Origin of the sequence: Pigmentiphaga sp. (genome assembly GCF_033795525.1) — a bacterium.
Lineage (GTDB): Bacteria > Pseudomonadota > Gammaproteobacteria > Burkholderiales > Burkholderiaceae_B > Pigmentiphaga.
In genome coordinates this window covers 62,846-80,450 of sequence record NZ_JARYGM010000004.1, presented here as the reverse complement: position 1 = coordinate 80,450, position 17,605 = coordinate 62,846, and the positions used below count along the sequence as shown (strand labels likewise).

Below are 17,605 nucleotides of genomic sequence, written 5' to 3'. Positions count from 1 at the left end.
TCCCAGCCCCAACGGAGACAGACATGACCAAGACCGCCAAGATATCCCGCCGGGGGTTCTTCGTAGGCGCCGCCACCGTCGGCGCCGCTGCCGTAGGAGCTGTCATCGCACCTTCCATGCGCCCCGAACCCGCTGCCGAACCCGTTGCCAAGCCTGCGCCCAAGAAGGGGGGCGGCTACAGCGTCACGGACCACGTCAAGCGCTACTACAAGTCCACGCTGGTCTAACTATCGGAGCACGGCATGTTGCTGACCAAGAAAGCGAGCGCCGGCGCTTCCGGCCAATCCTCGTCCCCCTTCGTGCACAGCCTGCGCCGCGGCATGGCGCACGCGTTGCCCACCATGGACCGCCGCACCTTCCTGCGGCGCTCGGGCCTGGGCATAGGCGCCGGCCTCGCCGCCACCCAGCTCAACCTGGTCAAGAAGGCCACCGCTGCCGATGCGGGGCAGCAGGCCGGCACCGGCAAGGGCAAGGTCGAAGTCAAGCGCACGGTCTGTACCCACTGCTCGGTCGGCTGTGCCATCGACGCCGTGGTGGAAAACGGCGTCTGGGTCCGGCAGGAACCGGTCTTCGACTCCCCCATCAACCTCGGGGCGCACTGCGCCAAGGGCGCGTCGGTGCGCGAGCACGGCCACGGCGAGCATCGCCTGCGCTACCCCATGAAGCTGGTCAACGGCAAGTACGAACGCATCAGCTGGGACACCGCGCTCGAGGAAATCTCGGCGCGGATGCTGGCGCTGCGCAAGGAAAGCGGCCCGGATTCGGTCTACGTGGTCGGCTCGTCCAAGCACAGCAACGAGCAGTCGTACCTGCTGCGCAAGTTCATGAGCTTCTGGGGCAGCAACAACTGCGACCACCAGGCCCGCATCTGCCACTCCACCACGGTCGCCGGCGTGGCGAATACGTGGGGCTACGGGGCCATGACCAATTCGTACAACGACATGCAGAACGCCAAGGCGGCGCTCTACATCGGGTCGAACGCTGCCGAAGCCCACCCGGTCTCCATGCTGCACCTGCTGCACGCCAAGGAAACCGGCTGCAAGGTCATCGTGGTCGACCCGCGCTTCACGCGCACCGCCGCCAAGGCCGACAAGTACGTGCGCATCCGTTCCGGCACGGACGTGGCCTTCCTGTTCGGCGTGCTCTATCACATCTTCCAGAACGGCTGGGAAGACAAGAACTACATCCAGGCCCGCGTCTACGGCATGGATGACGTCAAGGCCGAGGTCCTGGCCAAGTGGACGCCGGACAAGGTTCAGGAAGTCTGCGGCGTGGACGAAGCCACGGTCTACGAAGTCGCCAAGACCATGGCCGAGAACCGGCCCAGCACGCTGGTCTGGTGCATGGGCCAGACCCAGCACACCATCGGCAATGCCATGGTGCGCGCCTCCTGTATCGTGCAGCTGGCGCTGGGCAACATCGGCATCTCGGGCGGCGGCGCCAACATCTTCCGCGGCCACGACAACGTGCAGGGCGCGACCGACGTCGGCCCCAACCCCGATTCGCTGCCCGGCTACTACGGCCTGGCCGAAGGCGCGTGGCGGCACTTCGCCCGCGTCTGGGACGTCGACTACGACTGGATCAAGGGCCGCTACGCCTCGCCCGCGATGATGACCAAGTCCGGCATCACCGTGTCGCGCTGGATCGACGGCGTGCTCGAAAACAACGAGCTCATCGACCAGGATCCCAACCTGCGCGCCGTGATCTTCTGGGGCCACGCGCCCAACTCGCAGACGCGCGGGCTGGAGATGAAGCGGGCCATGGACAAGCTGGACCTGCTGGTCGTGATCGATCCCTACCCGTCGGCGACCGCCGCGATGGCCGCCATGCCGGGCCGCAGCGAAGACCTCAATCCCAACCGCGCCGTCTACCTGCTGCCGGCCGCCACCCAGTTCGAGACCAGCGGCTCCTGCACGGCGTCGAACCGCTCGCTGCAATGGCGCGAGAAGGTCATCGAGCCGCTGTGGGAAAGCCGCACCGACCACATGATCATGTACCAGCTCGCGCAGAAGCTCGGCTTCGCCAACGAGCTGTGCAAGAACTACAAGATGCAGAAGGTCAAGGGCATGGACGAGCCCGTGCCCGAGGACATCCTGCGCGAGATCAACCGCAGCAACTGGACCATCGGCTATACCGGCCAGAGCCCCGAGCGCCTGAAGGCCCACATGCGCCTGATGCACGCGTTCGATGTCAAGACGCTGCGCGCCAAGGGCAGCGTGGTCGACAAGGAAACCGGCTACGACATCGCCGGCGACTACTTCGGCCTGCCCTGGCCCTGCTTCGGCACGCCGGAACTCAAGCATCCCGGCTCGCCCAACCTGTACGACACCACCCGGCACGTCATGGACGGCGGCGGCAACTTCCGCGCCAACTTCGGCGTCGAGCGCAACGGCACCAGCCTGCTGGCCGAGGACGGCTCGCACTCCAAGGGCGCCGACATCCCGACCGGCTATCCCGAGTTCGACCACGTGCTGCTCAAGAAGCTGGGCTGGTGGGAAGAACTGACCGACGCCGAGAAGGCCGAGGCCGAAGGCAAGAACTGGAAGACCGACCTCTCCGGCGGCATCATCCGCGTGGTCATGAAGAACCACGGCTGCCATCCCTTCGGCAATGCCAAGGCCCGCGCGGTGGTCTGGAATTTCCCGGACCCGATTCCGCAGCACCGCGAACCGTTGTACGGCACGCGTCCCGACCTGGCCGCCAAGTACCCGACGCATGACGACATGAAGACGTTCTGGCGCCTGCCCACGCTGTACAAGTCGGTGCAGCAGAAGAACGTCGATGAAAAGCTGTACGAGAAATTCCCCATCATCCTCACCTCCGGCCGCCTGGTCGAATACGAGGGAGGCGGCGAGGAAACCCGGTCCAACCCCTGGCTGGCCGAGCTGCAGCAGGAAAGCTTCGTCGAGATCAACCCGAAGGCGGCGGCGGAACGGGGCATCACCAACGGCTCGCGCGTCTGGGTGACCACGCCCACCGGCGCCCGGCTGAACGTCCAGGCCCTGGTGACCGAGCGCGTCGCGCCGGACACCGCCTTCATGCCGTTCCACTTCTCGGGTCGCTGGCAGGGCGCCGACATGCTCGATTACTACCCCACGGGGGCGGCTCCCATCGTGCGTGGCGAGGCAGTCAACACCGGTACCACCTACGGCTACGACAGCGTCACCATGATGCAGGAAACCAAGACCACCATCTGCAACATCGAGAAGGCATAAGGAGCGCGCCATGGCCAGAATGAAGTTCATCTGCGATGCGGAGCGCTGCATCGAATGCAACGCCTGCGTCACGGCGTGCAAGAACGAGCACGAAGTCCCGTGGGGCGTGAACCGCCGCCGGGTCGTCACCCTGAACGACGGCGTCCCCGGCGAAAAATCCATCTCCGTCGCCTGCATGCACTGCAGCGACGCGCCCTGCATGGCGGTCTGCCCGGTCAACTGCTTCTACCACACCGAGGAAGGCGTGGTGCTGCACAACAAGGACACCTGCATCGGCTGCGGCTACTGCTCGTACGCCTGTCCGTTCGGTGCCCCGCAGTTCCCCTCGCAGGGCACCTTCGGCGTACGCGGCAAGATGGACAAGTGCACGTTCTGCGCCGGCGGCCCCGAGGAACACGGCAGCGAGGAAGAGTTCAAGAAGTACGGCCGCAACCGCCTGGCCGAAGGCAAGCTGCCGGCCTGCGCCGAAATGTGCTCGACCAAGGCCCTGCTGGGCGGCGACGGCGACGTGATCGCCGACATCTTCCGCACCCGCGTCGTCATGCGCGGCAAGGGCGCCGAGGTCTGGGGCTGGGGAACCGCCTATGGTTCGCGCCAGGCAGGCCAGCCTCCCCAGAACGCCCAGCCCGGCGGAAGCGCCAACGGCGCCAACGGCACCGCGAACGGAGGCAAGTAATGAAAGCGACTGCGACGACCCTCCTCGCCATCACGCTCGTCCTGGGCACGGCAGCCTGTACGGAACGGGAGCAGACCCTGCACCAGGGCAAGACGGAAACCGACGCGCCGTCCTACGAAGGCACCGGCGTCTCGGCGTTCACCGCGCCGGGATGGAAGCCGGGAGACCGGAACAGCTGGGCGCAGGAACTCAAGGTCCGTGCCCAGCGGGGGCAGAACGAATACACCCGAGTGAACTGACCGGAGGACGCCATGTTACGGTCGCTACTCGCCGCACTCGCGTTGTGCGGCGCCACGCTGGGCCCCTTGGCCGCCACGGCGGCGGACGCCCAGCCGCCGGCCTCCGGCACCTCGATGGGCGCCATACAAAGCGCCAACATCTTCGACGTCAAGCCCGACGCCAGCCAGGATCCGGGCTATGCCGAACAGACCAATGCCCAGCGCACGCAGGTCCAGCCGGGCAACAACGCGCCGAACTGGCGCCTGGTCAATTCCGGCGAACCCGGCTATAGCAGCCTGCCGCGCAGCCAGGCCCCCGAAGCCGGCGTGCTGATCCAGCGCTTCGTGCAATACCCCGGCTCGGCCTACACCACGGCCGGCGAAGCCTGGCGCCAGGTGCGCAACGACTGGCTGATTCCCTACGGCGGCTCGCTGCTGTTGATCGTGCTGGTGGCCATTGCGCTGTTCTATTTCGCCAAGGGCCCCATCACCGTGCACGGCGCCGAGACCGGCCGCCGGATCGAGCGTTTCACCTATTTCGAACGCGCGGCGCACTGGACCAATGCCGTTGCCTTCGTCGTCCTCGCGATTTCCGGACTGGTGATGGCCTTCGGCAAGTTCTTCCTGCTGCCGGTCATGGGAAGCGCGCTGTTCGGCTGGATGACCTGGGCGCTGAAGACCCTCCACAACTTCGTCGGGCCTTTGTTCGCCGTATCGCTGCTGGTGGTCTTCTTCACCTTCATCCGCGACAACCTGCCCTCGCGGGACGACATCGTCTGGCTGCGCAAGGGCGGCGGCCTCTTCAACAACCAGCATGTTCCCTCGGGCCGTTTCAACGCCGGCGAAAAACTCGTGTTCTGGGGCGGCGTGATGTTCCTCGGTTTCATCGTGATCGGCTCGGGCCTGGTGCTCGACCGGGTCATCCCGGGGCTGGTCTATACCCGCGGCACCATGCAGATCGCCCACATGGTGCACGCCGTCGCGACCATCCTGATGATGTGCATGTTCCTCGGCCACATCTACCTGGGGACCATAGGCATGCGGGGCGCCTACAAGGCCATGAAAACCGGCTACGTGGACGAGACCTGGGCCCGAGAGCACCACGAACTCTGGTACAACGACATCCAGGCGGGCAAGATTCCTGCCGAGCGCACGCGGCCTGCCGGCAAGAAGCCGGACACCCGGCCTGCCAACGCCTGACCGGCCGCGTCCCTGGAAACCTGCACGCATCACGGCCCCCAACAGGAGACTTTGCATGAAAACCGCATTCGCCCTGCTCTTGGCCGCCCTCTCCACCAGTGCGCTGGCCAAGCTTCCTCCGCCCAGCCCGGAAGCCCAGGCCAAGGCGGCCGAAACCGCTGCGCGCGCTGCCTGGACTGCCAAAGTGGACAGCTACCAGCTCTGCCAGGCCCAGGACCGGGTCGCTGCCGCCTATTTCGCCAGCGCGCGCAATGCCGGCAAGCCCGCGCCACAGCCGGTTTCCACCGCTCCCTGCAGCGACCCCGGCCCCTTCGTCTATTCGCCGCCGGAGCGCAAGCCGCTGGAAGCCGCGGGCGCCCATTCCCCCTCGGAAACGGCCGCACAGCCGCACAACACCGAGACGCCTGACGCCGCCGCGCCCAAGAAGTGACGCCACCGTCCCGGCACCGTCCGTTCCTGACCGCCGCCGGGGCACCGCTCACGCGGGATATCGCGGTGGTCAACGAGTTCGGCGAACGCTCGGTTGCCTCCATCCCGGCCGAGCGTCCGCTGACGGTCTACGTCGACAAGCGTGAACTGGTCACCCTGATGACCTTGGGCGCGATGCCCGAGCTGCTCGTGCTGGGGTACCTGCGCAACCAGCGCCTGGTCCGCACGATCGACGACGTCGAGGCCGTCACCGTGGACTGGGAGGTCCACGCCGCGGCGGTACAAACGCGGCACGGGATAGAAGATATCGAAGCCCGCACGGCGCAACGCGTGGTGACCACCGGCTGCGGCCAGGGCAGCGTCTTCGGCGGCCTGATGGACGAGCTCGAAGACATCCGCCTGCCCGCCGCCTCGCAGCTGACGCAAGCGCAGCTGTACGGCCTGCTCGATGCCATCCGCCGGCAGGAAACCACCTACAAGTCCGCGGGCTCGGTACACGGTTGCGCACTGTTCCGGGGCGAACAGATGCTGATGTTCGTGGAAGACGTCGGCCGGCACAACGCGATCGACACCATCGCGGGATGGATGTGGCTGCAAGATCCGGCCACGATGGCGGGCGACGACAAAGTCTTCTACACCACCGGCCGGCTCACCAGCGAAATGGTGATCAAGGCCGCGCAAATGGGCATCCCGATCATCGTCTCGCGCAGCGGCATCACGCAGATGGGCTACGAACTGGCCGAGCGCCTGGACCTCTGCACCATCGGCCGCGCCACCAACAAGCATTTTCTCTGCTACACCGCGCCGCGGCGCCTGGTGCTGCAGCCGGAACTCGCCGCACCCCGGGCCGGCCGGCCGGCGCCCCAGGGCGCTTGAGGGCGCTCGCCTCCGGCCCCACCGTCAACGAGGCTTGGCCGGCTTGGGCGTGCGGAAGTTCCACCAGGGCAGCACCCGCCGCATGGACAGCACCTCGCCGCTGTGCAAGGGCTGGTACCCCGGCATCGCGGCCAGCTTGCGCTGCCAGGCCGGGCTGCGCAGGATGCCCAGCAGCGCCTGGGTCGCGGGCTGCTCCAGTGTCGACTTCAGGCACACCAGGAAATAGCGCTCGGACACCAGTGGAATGAAATCCACGCGATGCGCGCGCGCGGCCGCCTCGATGCCCAGGCCGGCATCTGCGGCGCCCGCAGCCACGGCATGCGCCACCGCGGCATGCGACGGCTCGGTGTGCGTGTAGCCCGAAATCGCCTGCGGCGGCACCGACTGCCGGGCCAGCAATTCGTCCAGCAGCACCCGTGTTCCCGTACCCAGCGGGCGGTTGACGTATCGGACGCCAGGCCGGACCAGGTCGGCCACCGTGGCAATGCCTAGCGGATTGCCGGGCGCCACCATCAACCCCTGGCTGCGCTGCGCGAACCCGATGATCTTGTGCAGGCCCGGACGCAGCAGCGGCTTGTAGGTGCGCTCGGCCAGCGAACCGGGCGGAGAATCGGCCGGCGCATGGAATCCCGCCATCACGCAGCGCCCCTCGTTGAGCGCCTTGATCGCATCGACGCTGCCGGTAAAGCGTATGTCCAGATGCAGCTTGTCGCTGGCCACCGCATGCTCGTGCAAGGCCGCCAGCGCATCGTCATGGCTCGCATGCAGCGCCACCACATGGGCGGCGTCATCGAAAGCCACCGCGAACGCCCGCTCCAGATCCGCATACAAGGCCCCGATCTGCGGCGCCAGCCGCGCCTGAGCCTGCCGTTCGGCCCACAACAGCTTGCTGCCGAACTCGGTCAACCGCGCCGGCTGCCCCTTGTCCCACACCACCAGGGCATGCCCCAGATCCTCCTCCCAACGCTTGAGTTCGCCCCACACATGGCGATAAGACAACCCCAAACCCTTGGCCGCCGCCGAGATCGACCCATGCTCCCGCACCGCGTGCAGCAAGTCCATCAACGGATTACGGATACCCGCCCCGCGCGAACGCGACACACCGAAGGTATAGGAAAGCTCGATCTGATGCATGGGGTAATTCAATTCCAAAGCGCCGCCATTAGGCCCGCCACTGCCGGAGAAAGATGACAGCCACGCAGCCCGCCAATGGCACATGACACGCCATTGTAGACACCGCCATCCCGTTCTCGGCCGTCAAAAGAAATGAAATGCCCCCGAAATGAAATGCCCCCCCGAAATGAAATGCCCCCTATGCACCCCCCTTCATATCGCACCAACTCCCCGCATCCGTTACCCTCGCCCCACAGAACACCATTGCTCGCATGAACACCCTGACCGAAAGCGCAGCCACCGCCCTGCGCCTCATCACCTCCCTCGACCCCGTGCTGCTCGACATCGTCAGGCTGTCGCTCGCCGTCAGCGCCTGCGCCTGCCTGCTCGCCTGCGGGGGCGGCCTGATCCTGGGCGCCTGGCTGGGCGTCGCCCGCTTTCCCGGGCGCGGCGCCGTGCTCACCTTGCTGAACACCTTGCTGGCGCTGCCCTCGGTCGTCGTCGGCCTGCTGGTCTATCTGCTGCTGTCGCGCTCCGGACCGCTGGGCTTCCTGGGCTGGCTCTTTTCGTTCCAGGCCATGGTGGTGGCGCAGGCCATTCTCGTCCTGCCCGTCGTCACCGCCTTGACCCGGCAGGTGGTGGAAGATGCGGAACGCAGCCACGGCGAGCAGTTGCGCTCGCTCGGCGCGGGGACCTTGATGCGCAGCCTGCTGCTGGCCTGGGATGAACGCTTCGCTCTGCTCACCATTCTCATCGCCGCCTTCGGCCGGGCCGTATCGGAGGTCGGCGCAGTCATGGTGGTAGGCGGCAACATCGAGGGTTATACCCGGGTGATGACGACCGCCATTGCCCTCGAGACGGCCAAGGGCGACCTGCCCCTGGCCATGGCGCTGGGCATCATCCTGCTCGCCGTCGTCCTCGTGCTCAACACGCTTATCGCCGTCCTGCGCCGCTGGCGCGAACGGCGCGACGCGGGCGCAGGCGGCTGGGCACGCCACATGCCGGACCCGACGGTATGAAGCGGCCGGATACGACCCTGGCCACCGCCTGGCCTCCGGGGCCGATCCCGCCGGCGGGCGACGCGGAACGCCTTGCGGACCCGCCGGCCGTCGCGGGCCCGGTCTTGTTCGACCTGCGTGACGTCGACCTCGACTACGGCCGGGTAGCCGCGCTGCGCGGCATCCGGCTCGCCATCCATACCGGCGAGCGCGTTGCGCTGGTAGGCGCGAACGGCAGCGGCAAGAGCACCCTGCTGCGCGTGCTGCACGGCCTGCTGGCTCCCACCGCCGGTACCGCCCGCTGCCTGCCGCGCAACCGGCAGGCGCTGGTCTTCCAGCGGCCCCATATGCTGCGCACCTCGGTCCAGAACAATGTCGCGCTCGGCCTCTGGCTGCGCGGCATGGGCTGGCGCCGGGCGCGCCAGGCGGCGCTCGAGGCGCTGGCGCGCGTGGAAATGGCCGAACTGGCCCGCCGCAACGCCAAGGCCCTGTCCGGCGGCCAGCAGCAGCGCGTGGCCCTGGCCCACGCGTGGGCCATGGAACCCGAGGCGCTGTTGCTGGACGAACCCACTGCCAATCTGGACCCGCATGCCAAGCGCGAGGTGGAGGCCTTGATGCAGGAGTTCGCCCGGCCGCGGGCCGGCCGGTCCATGACCATGGTGTTCAGCAGCCATAACCTGGGCCAGGTCAAGCGCCTGGCCAGCCGCGTGGTCTACCTCGAACGCGGACGCATCCTGGCCGACCTTCCCGTGCATCGATTCTTCAACGGCCCGCTGCCGGAAGAAGCGCACCTATTCGTCAAAGGAGAAAAAATATGAAGTTGTTCGATCGCCTGCGCCCCGCCGTCCTGGCCTGCCTGGTGGCGGCATCGGCCCTGGGCAGCGCACCGGCCGCCGCCGAGACCATCGTCATGGCCTCGACCACCTCCACCGAGCAATCGGGCCTGTTCTCGCACTTGCTGCCAGCCTTCAAGCAGGCCAGCGGCATCGACATCAAGGTCGTCGCGCAAGGCACCGGCCAGGCGCTGGATACCGGACGCCGGGGCGACGCCGACGTGCTGTTCGTGCACGACCAGGCTGCCGAGGAAAAATTCGTCGCCGAAGGCTATGGCGTCAAGCGCTACCCGGTCATGTACAACGACTTCGTGCTGATCGGACCGGCCAGCGATCCCGCCGGCGTCAAAGGCAAGGACATCGTCGAAGCCCTCAAGAAGCTCGCCTCCGCCAACGCCGACTTCATCTCGCGCGGCGACAAGAGCGGCACCCATGCCGCCGAACTGCGGTATTGGAAACAGGCCGGCTTGGACGGCAGGCAAGGCAACGGCTACAAGGCATGCGGCTGCGGCATGGGCCCCGCGCTGAACATGGCTTCGTCCACCGGCGCCTATGTGCTGTCCGACCGGGGCACCTGGCTCAGCTTCAAGAACCGCGGCACCCTCGCCATCCTGGTGGAAGGCGACAAGCGCCTGTTCAATCAATATGGCGTCATGGTCGTCAACCCTGCCAAGCATCCCCACGTCAAGGCTGCCCCTGCGCAGAAATTCGTGGACTGGATCATCTCGCCTGCCGGCCAGCAAGCCATCGCCGGCTACAAGATCGACGGCCAGCAATTGTTCTTCCCCAACGCCGACCAATAGCAGCACGAGCAGACGTAACGCCGGGCGTGACGCCCGGGTTCATCGGGGCGGCCCATGTGGCCGCCCTTTTCTTTGCCTATCGGACGGCCTGGAAAAGTGCGCCACCTGTCGCCCTCTTACAAATCCCATATTGAAATAAAAATGCGAACGATTACCATTACTGATTTTCGACATTGGACCCGGGACTCGTCTATGCCACCCGCCCCCTCTTCTCTGCGCCATGCCAGCCTGACGGTCGCGCTGGGACTGCTTCCCGCCGCGGCCATCGCGCAAACCGAATCCTCGCCCGCCACGCTGCAGGAAATCCGGGTAGAAGCCGCCACCGACCGCGAAACCGCCACCGGGCCGGTCTACGGCTATGCGGCCCAGCGCTCGGCCACCGCCACCAAGACCGATACGCCGCTCGTGGAAACGCCCCAGTCCGTCACCGTGGTCACCCGGGACCAAATGGTCGACCAGGGCGCCACCAGTATCCAGGACGCCCTGGGCTACGCGGCCGGCGTGCGCTCGGACGCCTACGGCCTGGACTCGCGGGTCGACTCCGTACGCGTCCGGGGCGCCAGTCCCGACACCTACCTCGACGGCTTGCGCCAAGCCTACGACTACTACACCAGCACCACCCGCACCGAGCCCTACACCCTCGAACGCCTGGAAGTCCTGCGCGGCCCCTCCGCCATGCTGTACGGGCAAGGCAGCACGGGCGGCATCGTCAACATGGTGAGCAAGCGCCCGCTGGCCGAATTCCAGGGAGAAGCGGGCATCCAGCTGGGCAATCATGGCCGCAAGCAGGCGCAGGTGGACATCACCGGGCCGCTCACGGCCGACGGCCAGTGGCTGTACCGGCTGGTGGCCCTCAAGCGCGACGCCGATACCCAGGTGGACTACGTGCCCGATAACCGGACCCTGGTCATGCCGTCGCTCACCTGGCGCCCCAGCGCCTCGACCTCGCTCACGCTGCAGGGGCTGTGGCAGAAAGACGAAAGCGGCTCCACCTCCCAGTTCCTGCCCTGGTCGGGCATGCGCACCGACAACCCCAATGGCCGCATTCCCACCAGCCGCTTCATCGGCGAGCCCGGCCGCGACCGCTACGACTCCCGCCGCAGCTCGTTCGGCTGGCTGTTCGAACACCGCTTCAACGACCAATGGGCGTTCAGCCAGGGCTTCCGCCACGCCAACAACAAGGTGGACTACTTCTCGCACTATGCGGACTCGTTCACCCTGCCGGGCGGCTGGGCCGAGGATCCCATCAACCAGCGCATCATCGGCCGCTATGCCGACGACAGCATCACCAAAGTTCGCATCGACACGCTGGACCAGCACCTGAAAGGCAAGGTGCAGACGGGCGCCGTGCAGCACCAGATCCTCCTGGGCTTCGACTGGACCCGCTACCGCCGCGACCGCCAAAGTGGCTTCGGCTATGACACCATCGACGCCTACGCGCCGGTATACGGCAACTACACGTCGCCCACGCTGAGCCAGGAACCGCAATACACGCTGCGCCAGGCCGGCCTCTACCTGCAAGACCAGATGCGGATAGGCGATCACTGGATCGTCACCGCCGGCCTGCGCCACGACCGCGCCACTTCCGGCCTGGCCGGCAGCGCCGACGAAAAAGACAGCGCCACCACCAAGCGGCTGGGCGCGATGTACCTGGCCGACAACGGCTGGGCGCCATACGTGAGTTATAGCGAATCCTTCACCCCCGTCCCCGGCACCGACCGCAGCGGCACGCGTTTCAAGCCCCTGCGCGGACAGCAGTGGGAAGTCGGGGTCAAGCACCAGTCCGCCGACGGCAGGCGCATCGCCACCGCCTCGGTCTACCGGCTCAAAGAGAAGAACCAGCTGGCCGGCGACCCGGTCAACCCGCTCTACTCCGTCCAGGTCGGCGCGACCAAGACCAAGGGCCTGGAACTGGAATACCGCGGATCGCTGACGCGCGCCTTCGACGTCATCGCGCACTACAACTACATCGACCTGGACGAATCGCTCGAAGGCATCCCCCGCCACCAGGCAGCCGCGTGGGGCAAGTGGCGTTTCTCGGTGGGCGACGTGCACGGCTTTGCGCTCGGTGCGGGCGTGCGCTGGATGAGCTCCTTCCGCGACGGCGCCGCGCCCACCACGCCTTCGGTCACACTGTTCGACGCCATGGTCTCGTACGAGACCGATCGCTGGCGCTACGCGCTCAACCTCAACAACCTGACCGACAAGACCTACGTGGCCACATGCCTGTCGCGCGGGGACTGCTGGTATGGCGCACGGCGCAGCATCATCGCGAGCGCGACCTATAAGTTTTGAGGAACCGGCGCCCCGCCATGCTGCATCGCGGCACGTCCAACATTGGACATTGCCCGCCACAAGCCTATACTTACGCCCGTGACGCAGGGGTCCTCGCCGTCCGGCTTCGCGCCGGCCCGGCGGGGTGAGAAAAACCCTTAGCACCTGTACGGATAATGCCGATGCAGGGAGCGTTTTCCGGCGGAACTCCGTTCCCGGTCCGGGCACCCGCCCAGGCCGCATGCACCACCCCCCGCCCGGCCGGCTAGACCGGCGCGGCACTCCCGGAAAATTCCTTCCTTCGTTCGGCTCCGGAAACCTTTCTTGGAGCTCTCATGAACGCCAATCCCAAGTTCCTCGCCGCCACGGCCCAGGTCGACCAGGCCGCCATCCAGCCGCTGCCCAAGTCGCGCAAGATCTACGAGCAAGGCTCGCGGCCCGACATCCGCGTGCCCTTCCGCGAGATCGAACAGTCGGACACGCCCACCATGTTCGGCGGCGAGAAAAATCCGCCCATCACGGTCTACGACACCAGCGGCCCCTACACCGACCCGCAGGCCAAGATCGACATCCGCTCGGGCCTGCCCGCGCTGCGCGAAGCCTGGATCGCCGAACGGGGCGATACCGAACAGCTCGACGGCCCGACCAGCGAATACGGCCGGCAGCGCCTGGCCGACCCCAAGCTGGCCGAACTACGCTTCGACCTCCACCGCGCGCCGCGGCGCGCCAAGCCTGGCGCCAACGTGACGCAAATGCACTATGCCCGCCGCGGCATCATCACGCCCGAGATGGAATTCATCGCCATCCGCGAAAACCTGCGGCGCGAGCAATACATCGAATCCCTGCGCACCAGCGGCCCGCAGGGCGAGCGCCTGGCCGAACTGCTGGGCCGCCAGCATCCGGGACAGTCCTTCGGCGCCGCGATTCCCGCACGCATCACGCCCGAATTCGTGCGCGACGAAGTGGCCCGCGGCCGCGCCATCATCCCGGCCAACATCAACCACCCGGAAATCGAGCCGATGATCATCGGCCGCAATTTCCTGGTCAAGATCAATGCCAACATCGGCAACTCGGCCGTCTCGTCCTCGATCTCGGAAGAGGTCGAGAAAATGACCTGGGCTATCCGCTGGGGCGGCGACACGGTCATGGACCTGTCCACCGGCAAGCACATCCACGAAACCCGCGAGTGGATCATCCGCAACTCGCCCGTCCCCATCGGCACCGTGCCCATCTACCAGGCGCTGGAGAAGGTCGACGGCAAGGCCGAGGAACTGACCTGGGAAATCTTCCGCGACACGCTCATCGAACAAGCTGAACAGGGCGTGGACTACTTCACGATCCACGCCGGCGTGCGCCTGCCCTTCGTGCCCATGACCGCCAAGCGCATGACCGGCATCGTCTCGCGCGGCGGGTCCATCATGGCCAAGTGGTGCCTGGCCCACCACAAGGAAAGCTTCCTGTACGAGCGCTTCGAAGAAATCTGCGAAATCATGAAGGCCTACGACGTCAGCTTCTCGCTCGGCGACGGCCTGCGCCCTGGCTCCATCTACGACGCCAACGACGAAGCCCAGCTGTCCGAACTGCGCACGCTCGGCGAACTGACGCAGATCGCCTGGAAACACGACGTGCAAGTCATGATCGAAGGCCCCGGCCATGTGCCCATGCACATGATCAAGGAAAACATGGACCTGCAGCTCGAGCATTGCCACGAAGCGCCCTTCTACACGCTCGGCCCCCTGACCACCGACATCGCGCCCGGCTACGACCACATCACCTCCGGCATCGGCGCGGCGCAGATCGGCTGGTACGGCACGGCCATGCTCTGTTACGTCACGCCCAAGGAACACCTGGGCCTGCCCAACAAGAAGGACGTCAAGGACGGCATCATCACCTACAAGATCGCCGCCCACGCCGCCGACCTCGCCAAGGGCCACCCCGGCGCCCAGGTCCGCGACAACGCGCTGTCCAAGGCGCGCTTCGAGTTCCGCTGGGAAGACCAGTTCAATCTCGGACTGGACCCGGACACCGCCAAGGACTTCCACGACGAGACCCTGCCCAAGGACTCGATGAAGGTCGCGCACTTCTGCTCGATGTGCGGCCCGCACTTCTGCAGCATGAAGATCACGCAGGACGTGCGCGAATACGCCGAGCAGATCGGCGTGAGCGAGACCGAGGCCCTGAGCAAGGGGATGCAGGAGAAGGCGGTGGAGTTCGTGAAGAAGGGGGCGGAGATCTATCACCGCTCCTGATCGATAAGGGCTGCTTGATACACTGCATTGAGAGCGTTTCTCGCTGACGCAACCGGCTTGGCCCGGCAGGCGGCACAGCGGCAGAGGTCCGGGTCCCGGCTTCGCCGGGACTTCCCGTGATTCGGGCGGCCCAATGCCGCTGTGCCGCCTGCCGGGCCAAGCCGGTTGAAGCAGCGTAATGCCACGGCTGTGGGCCGGGGCATGATCGATAGAGGTTTCAGGATTCAACCATGACAGACACATTCACCCTTGCCGGCAAGACCTATTCCTCCCGCCTGTTGGTGGGCACCGGCAAGTACAAGGACTTCGACGAAACCAAAGCCGCCATCGACGCCAGCGGCGCCAACATCGTCACCGTGGCCATCCGCCGCACCAACATCGGCCAGAACGCCGGCGAACCGAGCCTTCTAGACTACCTGCCGCCCAGCGAATACACCATCCTGCCCAATACCGCCGGCTGCTATACCGCCGATGACGCCGTGCGCACGCTGCGGCTCGCACGCGAACTGCTGGATGGGCATGACCTCGTGAAGCTGGAAGTGCTGGGCGACTCGCACACCCTGTTCCCGAACATGCCCGAAACCCTGAAGGCGGCGGAAACGCTGGTCAAGGACGGCTTCAAGGTCATGGTGTATTGCACCGACGACCCCATCCAGGCGCGCATGCTGGAAGAGATCGGCTGCGTCGCGGTCATGCCGCTGGCCTCGCTGATCGGCTCGGGCATGGGCATCCTGAACCCGTGGAACCTGCGGCTCATCATCGACCAGGCCAACGTGCCCATCATCGTGGATGCGGGCGTGGGCACGGCCTCGGATGCGGCGATCGCCATGGAGCTGGGCTGCGACGGCGTGCTGATGAACACCGCCATCGCCGCGGCCAAGGATCCGGTGCTGATGGCCAGCGCGATGAAGAAAGGCGTGGAAGCCGGGCGCGAGGCCTATCTGGCGGGGCGCATGCCGAAGAAGCTGTACAGTGCTTCGCCCAGTTCGCCGACGACGGGGTTGATTCAGTCCTGATAGGATCACCAGCGGCATCGGATATGCCGGTCGCGCTCAGTATCACGAATCCAGCACCATCCGGTTAAACTTCTCCGCATGCTCCCATTGCGCCCAATGCCCGCAGCGGTTGAATACATGCAGCTCGGCATTGGGCAGTCCCCACAGCAGGCGCAGCCCATGCTGGCGGTTCTGGCTGGACGGCGCGGCTGGCGATCATAAGCGCGCTCGCTCTCGGCTTGCATGGTCTACCGAGCGGCCCCACACCGTCCGTTCCATCGGGACGGCTTTCCCCTCCGGAAAAGAGTGGCTTCCACCACTCTAAAACACGCACTTTCTTGACACGTTCAAGGTGTTGCCGAATTCGCCGACAGCGTGTCCGGTTCAACCTGACACTGCATCGGCTTTCTCTTCGGAAACACTGATAGAATCGCGCGAAGCGAGCGCTCATATCCGTGCCAACATTGGCCTTCATCCGTGAAAGAGACGTCCGGAGAATGCGCTACCGTTGATGGGAAACCGGTTCAACCCGTTTATCCCAAGCTTGAGAAAATAAAAAACTTGCGAACGCCGTCGCAGCCAGTATTGGTTAGGGATGGAGCATTATTCCGATGATCAACCGCAAAACCTCGGGGACCGTAACATGCACAAGTTGACGATCGCTCTCGGCGCAGCGTTGTTGTTCACGACCGCCCATATTGCCCAGGCACAGGAAGAGATTGTCTCTTGTGCTGCACTAGGCAGTGCCGAACTCAACAAGCTCGAGAAGGTCTATTCGCTCGGGGATATACGGGTGTTCTACACCCAGCAGGCTCCTGCCAGCGGTACTGATCATAGGCTGCCGCCCCTTTCTCAAGTAGATGGCAATGGAAACGGCGTTCCCGATTATGTTGAGAACGTGGCAAAGCAAGCGGATGTCTCGCGCAAGCTATACAACGCGCTAGGTTTCAGGGATCCTCTCGGTAGCTCAAAGTACCGCGCCGTCAAAACAATTGATATAAACCTGCTCAATATCTCCGCAAATGCATTAGCGTACGACGGCGCGGTTTACTATCCGTCCGCACCGGGGCGGGGCCCTAACTGCACCCTTCGCGTAGATGTTTCGTCGAATCTCGAGCTTTCCGGAACGTTCACTACGCAGTGGTTTGTGGTGGGGCACGAAATGTTCCACCTGTTCCAGTACGGCCAAACCTTGTTCAAACGGGGATGGGTGAACGAGCCCACAGCGAAATGGGCAGAATATGCATCGCGCCCGGGCCCGTTCTACCCCTTGGGAAGTCCGTCCTATACGCTTCCAAGCACGCTGCCCGATTTCCAGGCCACAGTGGTAGCGGCCTCCACCAGCCAAAACGCGAACCGCTTCTGGAGCAGGCTGATCGACCTGGTTGAAAGCGAAGACGGCAGTCTTCGGATCCCAGCCCATTTGCTATCGGAGCAATACACAGATGGCATCGCCGTCATCAAGGATCAGACTTTGAGGGGCGCTGCACTGATCAGCGCGATATATCAGACCCTCGACGCTGAAGACGATATCGTTTCCCACTTGAATGGCTGGAATTCCTACAACTGGGCAGAGAGCGATCAAACCTCATCGTCTCACGATCCTCGCATTCTAGCCGCGGTCCAAAGAGCAATCCGGCGGACAGGCACCTCCAATCCCGAGTTGAACGCCTTCCTGGATATTGAGTAGCAGGCCTACCAGCCACGAACGCACAATAGCGAAGGC

General features: G+C 65.4%; 15 protein-coding genes and 1 pseudogene. 14 read left to right on the top strand and 2 right to left on the bottom strand.

Going from position 1 to position 17,605, the window contains the following annotated elements; genetic code table 11:
- The first annotated feature begins 23 nt into the window (after positions 1-23).
- The 7 genes from QHC78_RS12665 to QHC78_RS12635 are packed head-to-tail and all read left to right on the top strand — an operon-like array spanning position 24 to position 6,614.
- Positions 24-227, top strand: coding sequence for a twin-arginine translocation signal domain-containing protein (locus QHC78_RS12665; RefSeq protein WP_319745045.1), 204 nt, complete (start codon positions 24-26; stop codon positions 225-227).
- A gap of 15 nt (positions 228-242) precedes the next feature.
- Positions 243-3,215: a formate dehydrogenase subunit alpha gene (locus QHC78_RS12660; RefSeq protein WP_319745043.1), complete on the top strand. Its 2,973-nt coding sequence runs from the start codon at positions 243-245 to the stop codon at positions 3,213-3,215.
- A 10-nt stretch (positions 3,216-3,225) separates the two neighbouring features.
- Complete coding sequence (gene fdh3B / locus QHC78_RS12655) at positions 3,226-3,891, top strand: formate dehydrogenase FDH3 subunit beta (RefSeq protein WP_319745041.1); 666 nt, start codon at positions 3,226-3,228, stop codon at positions 3,889-3,891.
- Positions 3,891-4,130, top strand: a complete 240-nt coding sequence (locus QHC78_RS12650) for a hypothetical protein (RefSeq protein ID WP_319745039.1) — start codon at positions 3,891-3,893, stop codon at positions 4,128-4,130. Before fdh3B ends, QHC78_RS12650 begins: the two co-directional genes overlap by 1 nt.
- A 12-nt stretch (positions 4,131-4,142) precedes the next feature.
- On the top strand, positions 4,143-5,309 hold the full coding sequence (locus QHC78_RS12645; RefSeq protein ID WP_319745037.1) for a formate dehydrogenase subunit gamma: 1,167 nt from the start codon (positions 4,143-4,145) through the stop codon (positions 5,307-5,309).
- A 55-nt stretch (positions 5,310-5,364) separates the two neighbouring features.
- The gene (locus QHC78_RS12640; RefSeq protein ID WP_319745035.1) at positions 5,365-5,739 is read left to right on the top strand and encodes a hypothetical protein; all 375 of its coding nucleotides are present in this window, start codon (positions 5,365-5,367) and stop codon (positions 5,737-5,739) included.
- The gene (locus tag QHC78_RS12635) at positions 5,736-6,614 is read left to right on the top strand and encodes a formate dehydrogenase accessory sulfurtransferase FdhD (protein ID WP_319745033.1); all 879 of its coding nucleotides are present in this window, start codon (positions 5,736-5,738) and stop codon (positions 6,612-6,614) included. Before QHC78_RS12640 ends, QHC78_RS12635 begins: the two co-directional genes overlap by 4 nt.
- Before the next feature lie 24 nt (positions 6,615-6,638).
- Here QHC78_RS12635 and QHC78_RS12630 read toward each other — a convergent pair whose 3' ends face one another.
- Complete coding sequence (locus tag QHC78_RS12630) at positions 6,639-7,748, bottom strand: substrate-binding domain-containing protein (protein ID WP_319745031.1); 1,110 nt, start codon at positions 7,746-7,748, stop codon at positions 6,639-6,641.
- 251 nt (positions 7,749-7,999) lie between these two features.
- On the opposite strand from QHC78_RS12630, the gene QHC78_RS12625 reads away from it, so the two are divergent.
- The 6 genes from QHC78_RS12625 (at position 8,000) to QHC78_RS12600 (ending at position 15,900) form a co-directional block, all read left to right on the top strand.
- Positions 8,000-8,746 carry an ABC transporter permease gene (locus QHC78_RS12625; protein WP_319745029.1) on the top strand — a complete coding sequence of 249 codons (747 nt, stop codon included), beginning with the start codon at positions 8,000-8,002 and terminating at the stop codon, positions 8,744-8,746.
- Complete coding sequence (locus QHC78_RS12620; RefSeq protein ID WP_319745027.1) at positions 8,743-9,543, top strand: ABC transporter ATP-binding protein; 801 nt, start codon at positions 8,743-8,745, stop codon at positions 9,541-9,543. Before QHC78_RS12625 ends, QHC78_RS12620 begins: the two co-directional genes overlap by 4 nt.
- Positions 9,540-10,361, top strand: coding sequence for an ABC transporter substrate-binding protein (locus QHC78_RS12615; RefSeq protein WP_319745026.1), 822 nt, complete (start codon positions 9,540-9,542; stop codon positions 10,359-10,361). The genes QHC78_RS12620 and QHC78_RS12615 overlap by 4 nt, the downstream gene beginning before the upstream one ends.
- 192 nt (positions 10,362-10,553) lie before the next feature.
- Positions 10,554-12,656: a TonB-dependent siderophore receptor gene (locus tag QHC78_RS12610; protein WP_319745024.1), complete on the top strand. Its 2,103-nt coding sequence runs from the start codon at positions 10,554-10,556 to the stop codon at positions 12,654-12,656.
- Between the two features lie 314 nt (positions 12,657-12,970).
- On the top strand, positions 12,971-14,884 hold the full coding sequence (gene thiC / locus QHC78_RS12605; RefSeq protein ID WP_319745022.1) for a phosphomethylpyrimidine synthase ThiC: 1,914 nt from the start codon (positions 12,971-12,973) through the stop codon (positions 14,882-14,884).
- Between the two features lie 230 nt (positions 14,885-15,114).
- Positions 15,115-15,900, top strand: a complete 786-nt coding sequence (locus QHC78_RS12600) for a thiazole synthase (protein ID WP_319745020.1) — start codon at positions 15,115-15,117, stop codon at positions 15,898-15,900.
- Positions 15,901-15,942: 42 nt separating this feature from the next.
- Here the strand turns inward: QHC78_RS12600 and QHC78_RS12595 are convergent.
- A pseudogene (locus tag QHC78_RS12595) lies at positions 15,943-16,059 on the bottom strand (2-hydroxy-6-oxo-6-phenylhexa-2,4-dienoate hydrolase); the annotation flags it as partial.
- 463 nt (positions 16,060-16,522) lie between these two features.
- Here QHC78_RS12595 and QHC78_RS12590 point away from each other — a divergent pair.
- Positions 16,523-17,569 (top strand): hypothetical protein, encoded by a 1,047-nt coding sequence (locus tag QHC78_RS12590; protein WP_319745018.1) that lies wholly within the window; start codon positions 16,523-16,525, stop codon positions 17,567-17,569.
- The last annotated feature ends 36 nt before the right edge of the window (positions 17,570-17,605 follow it).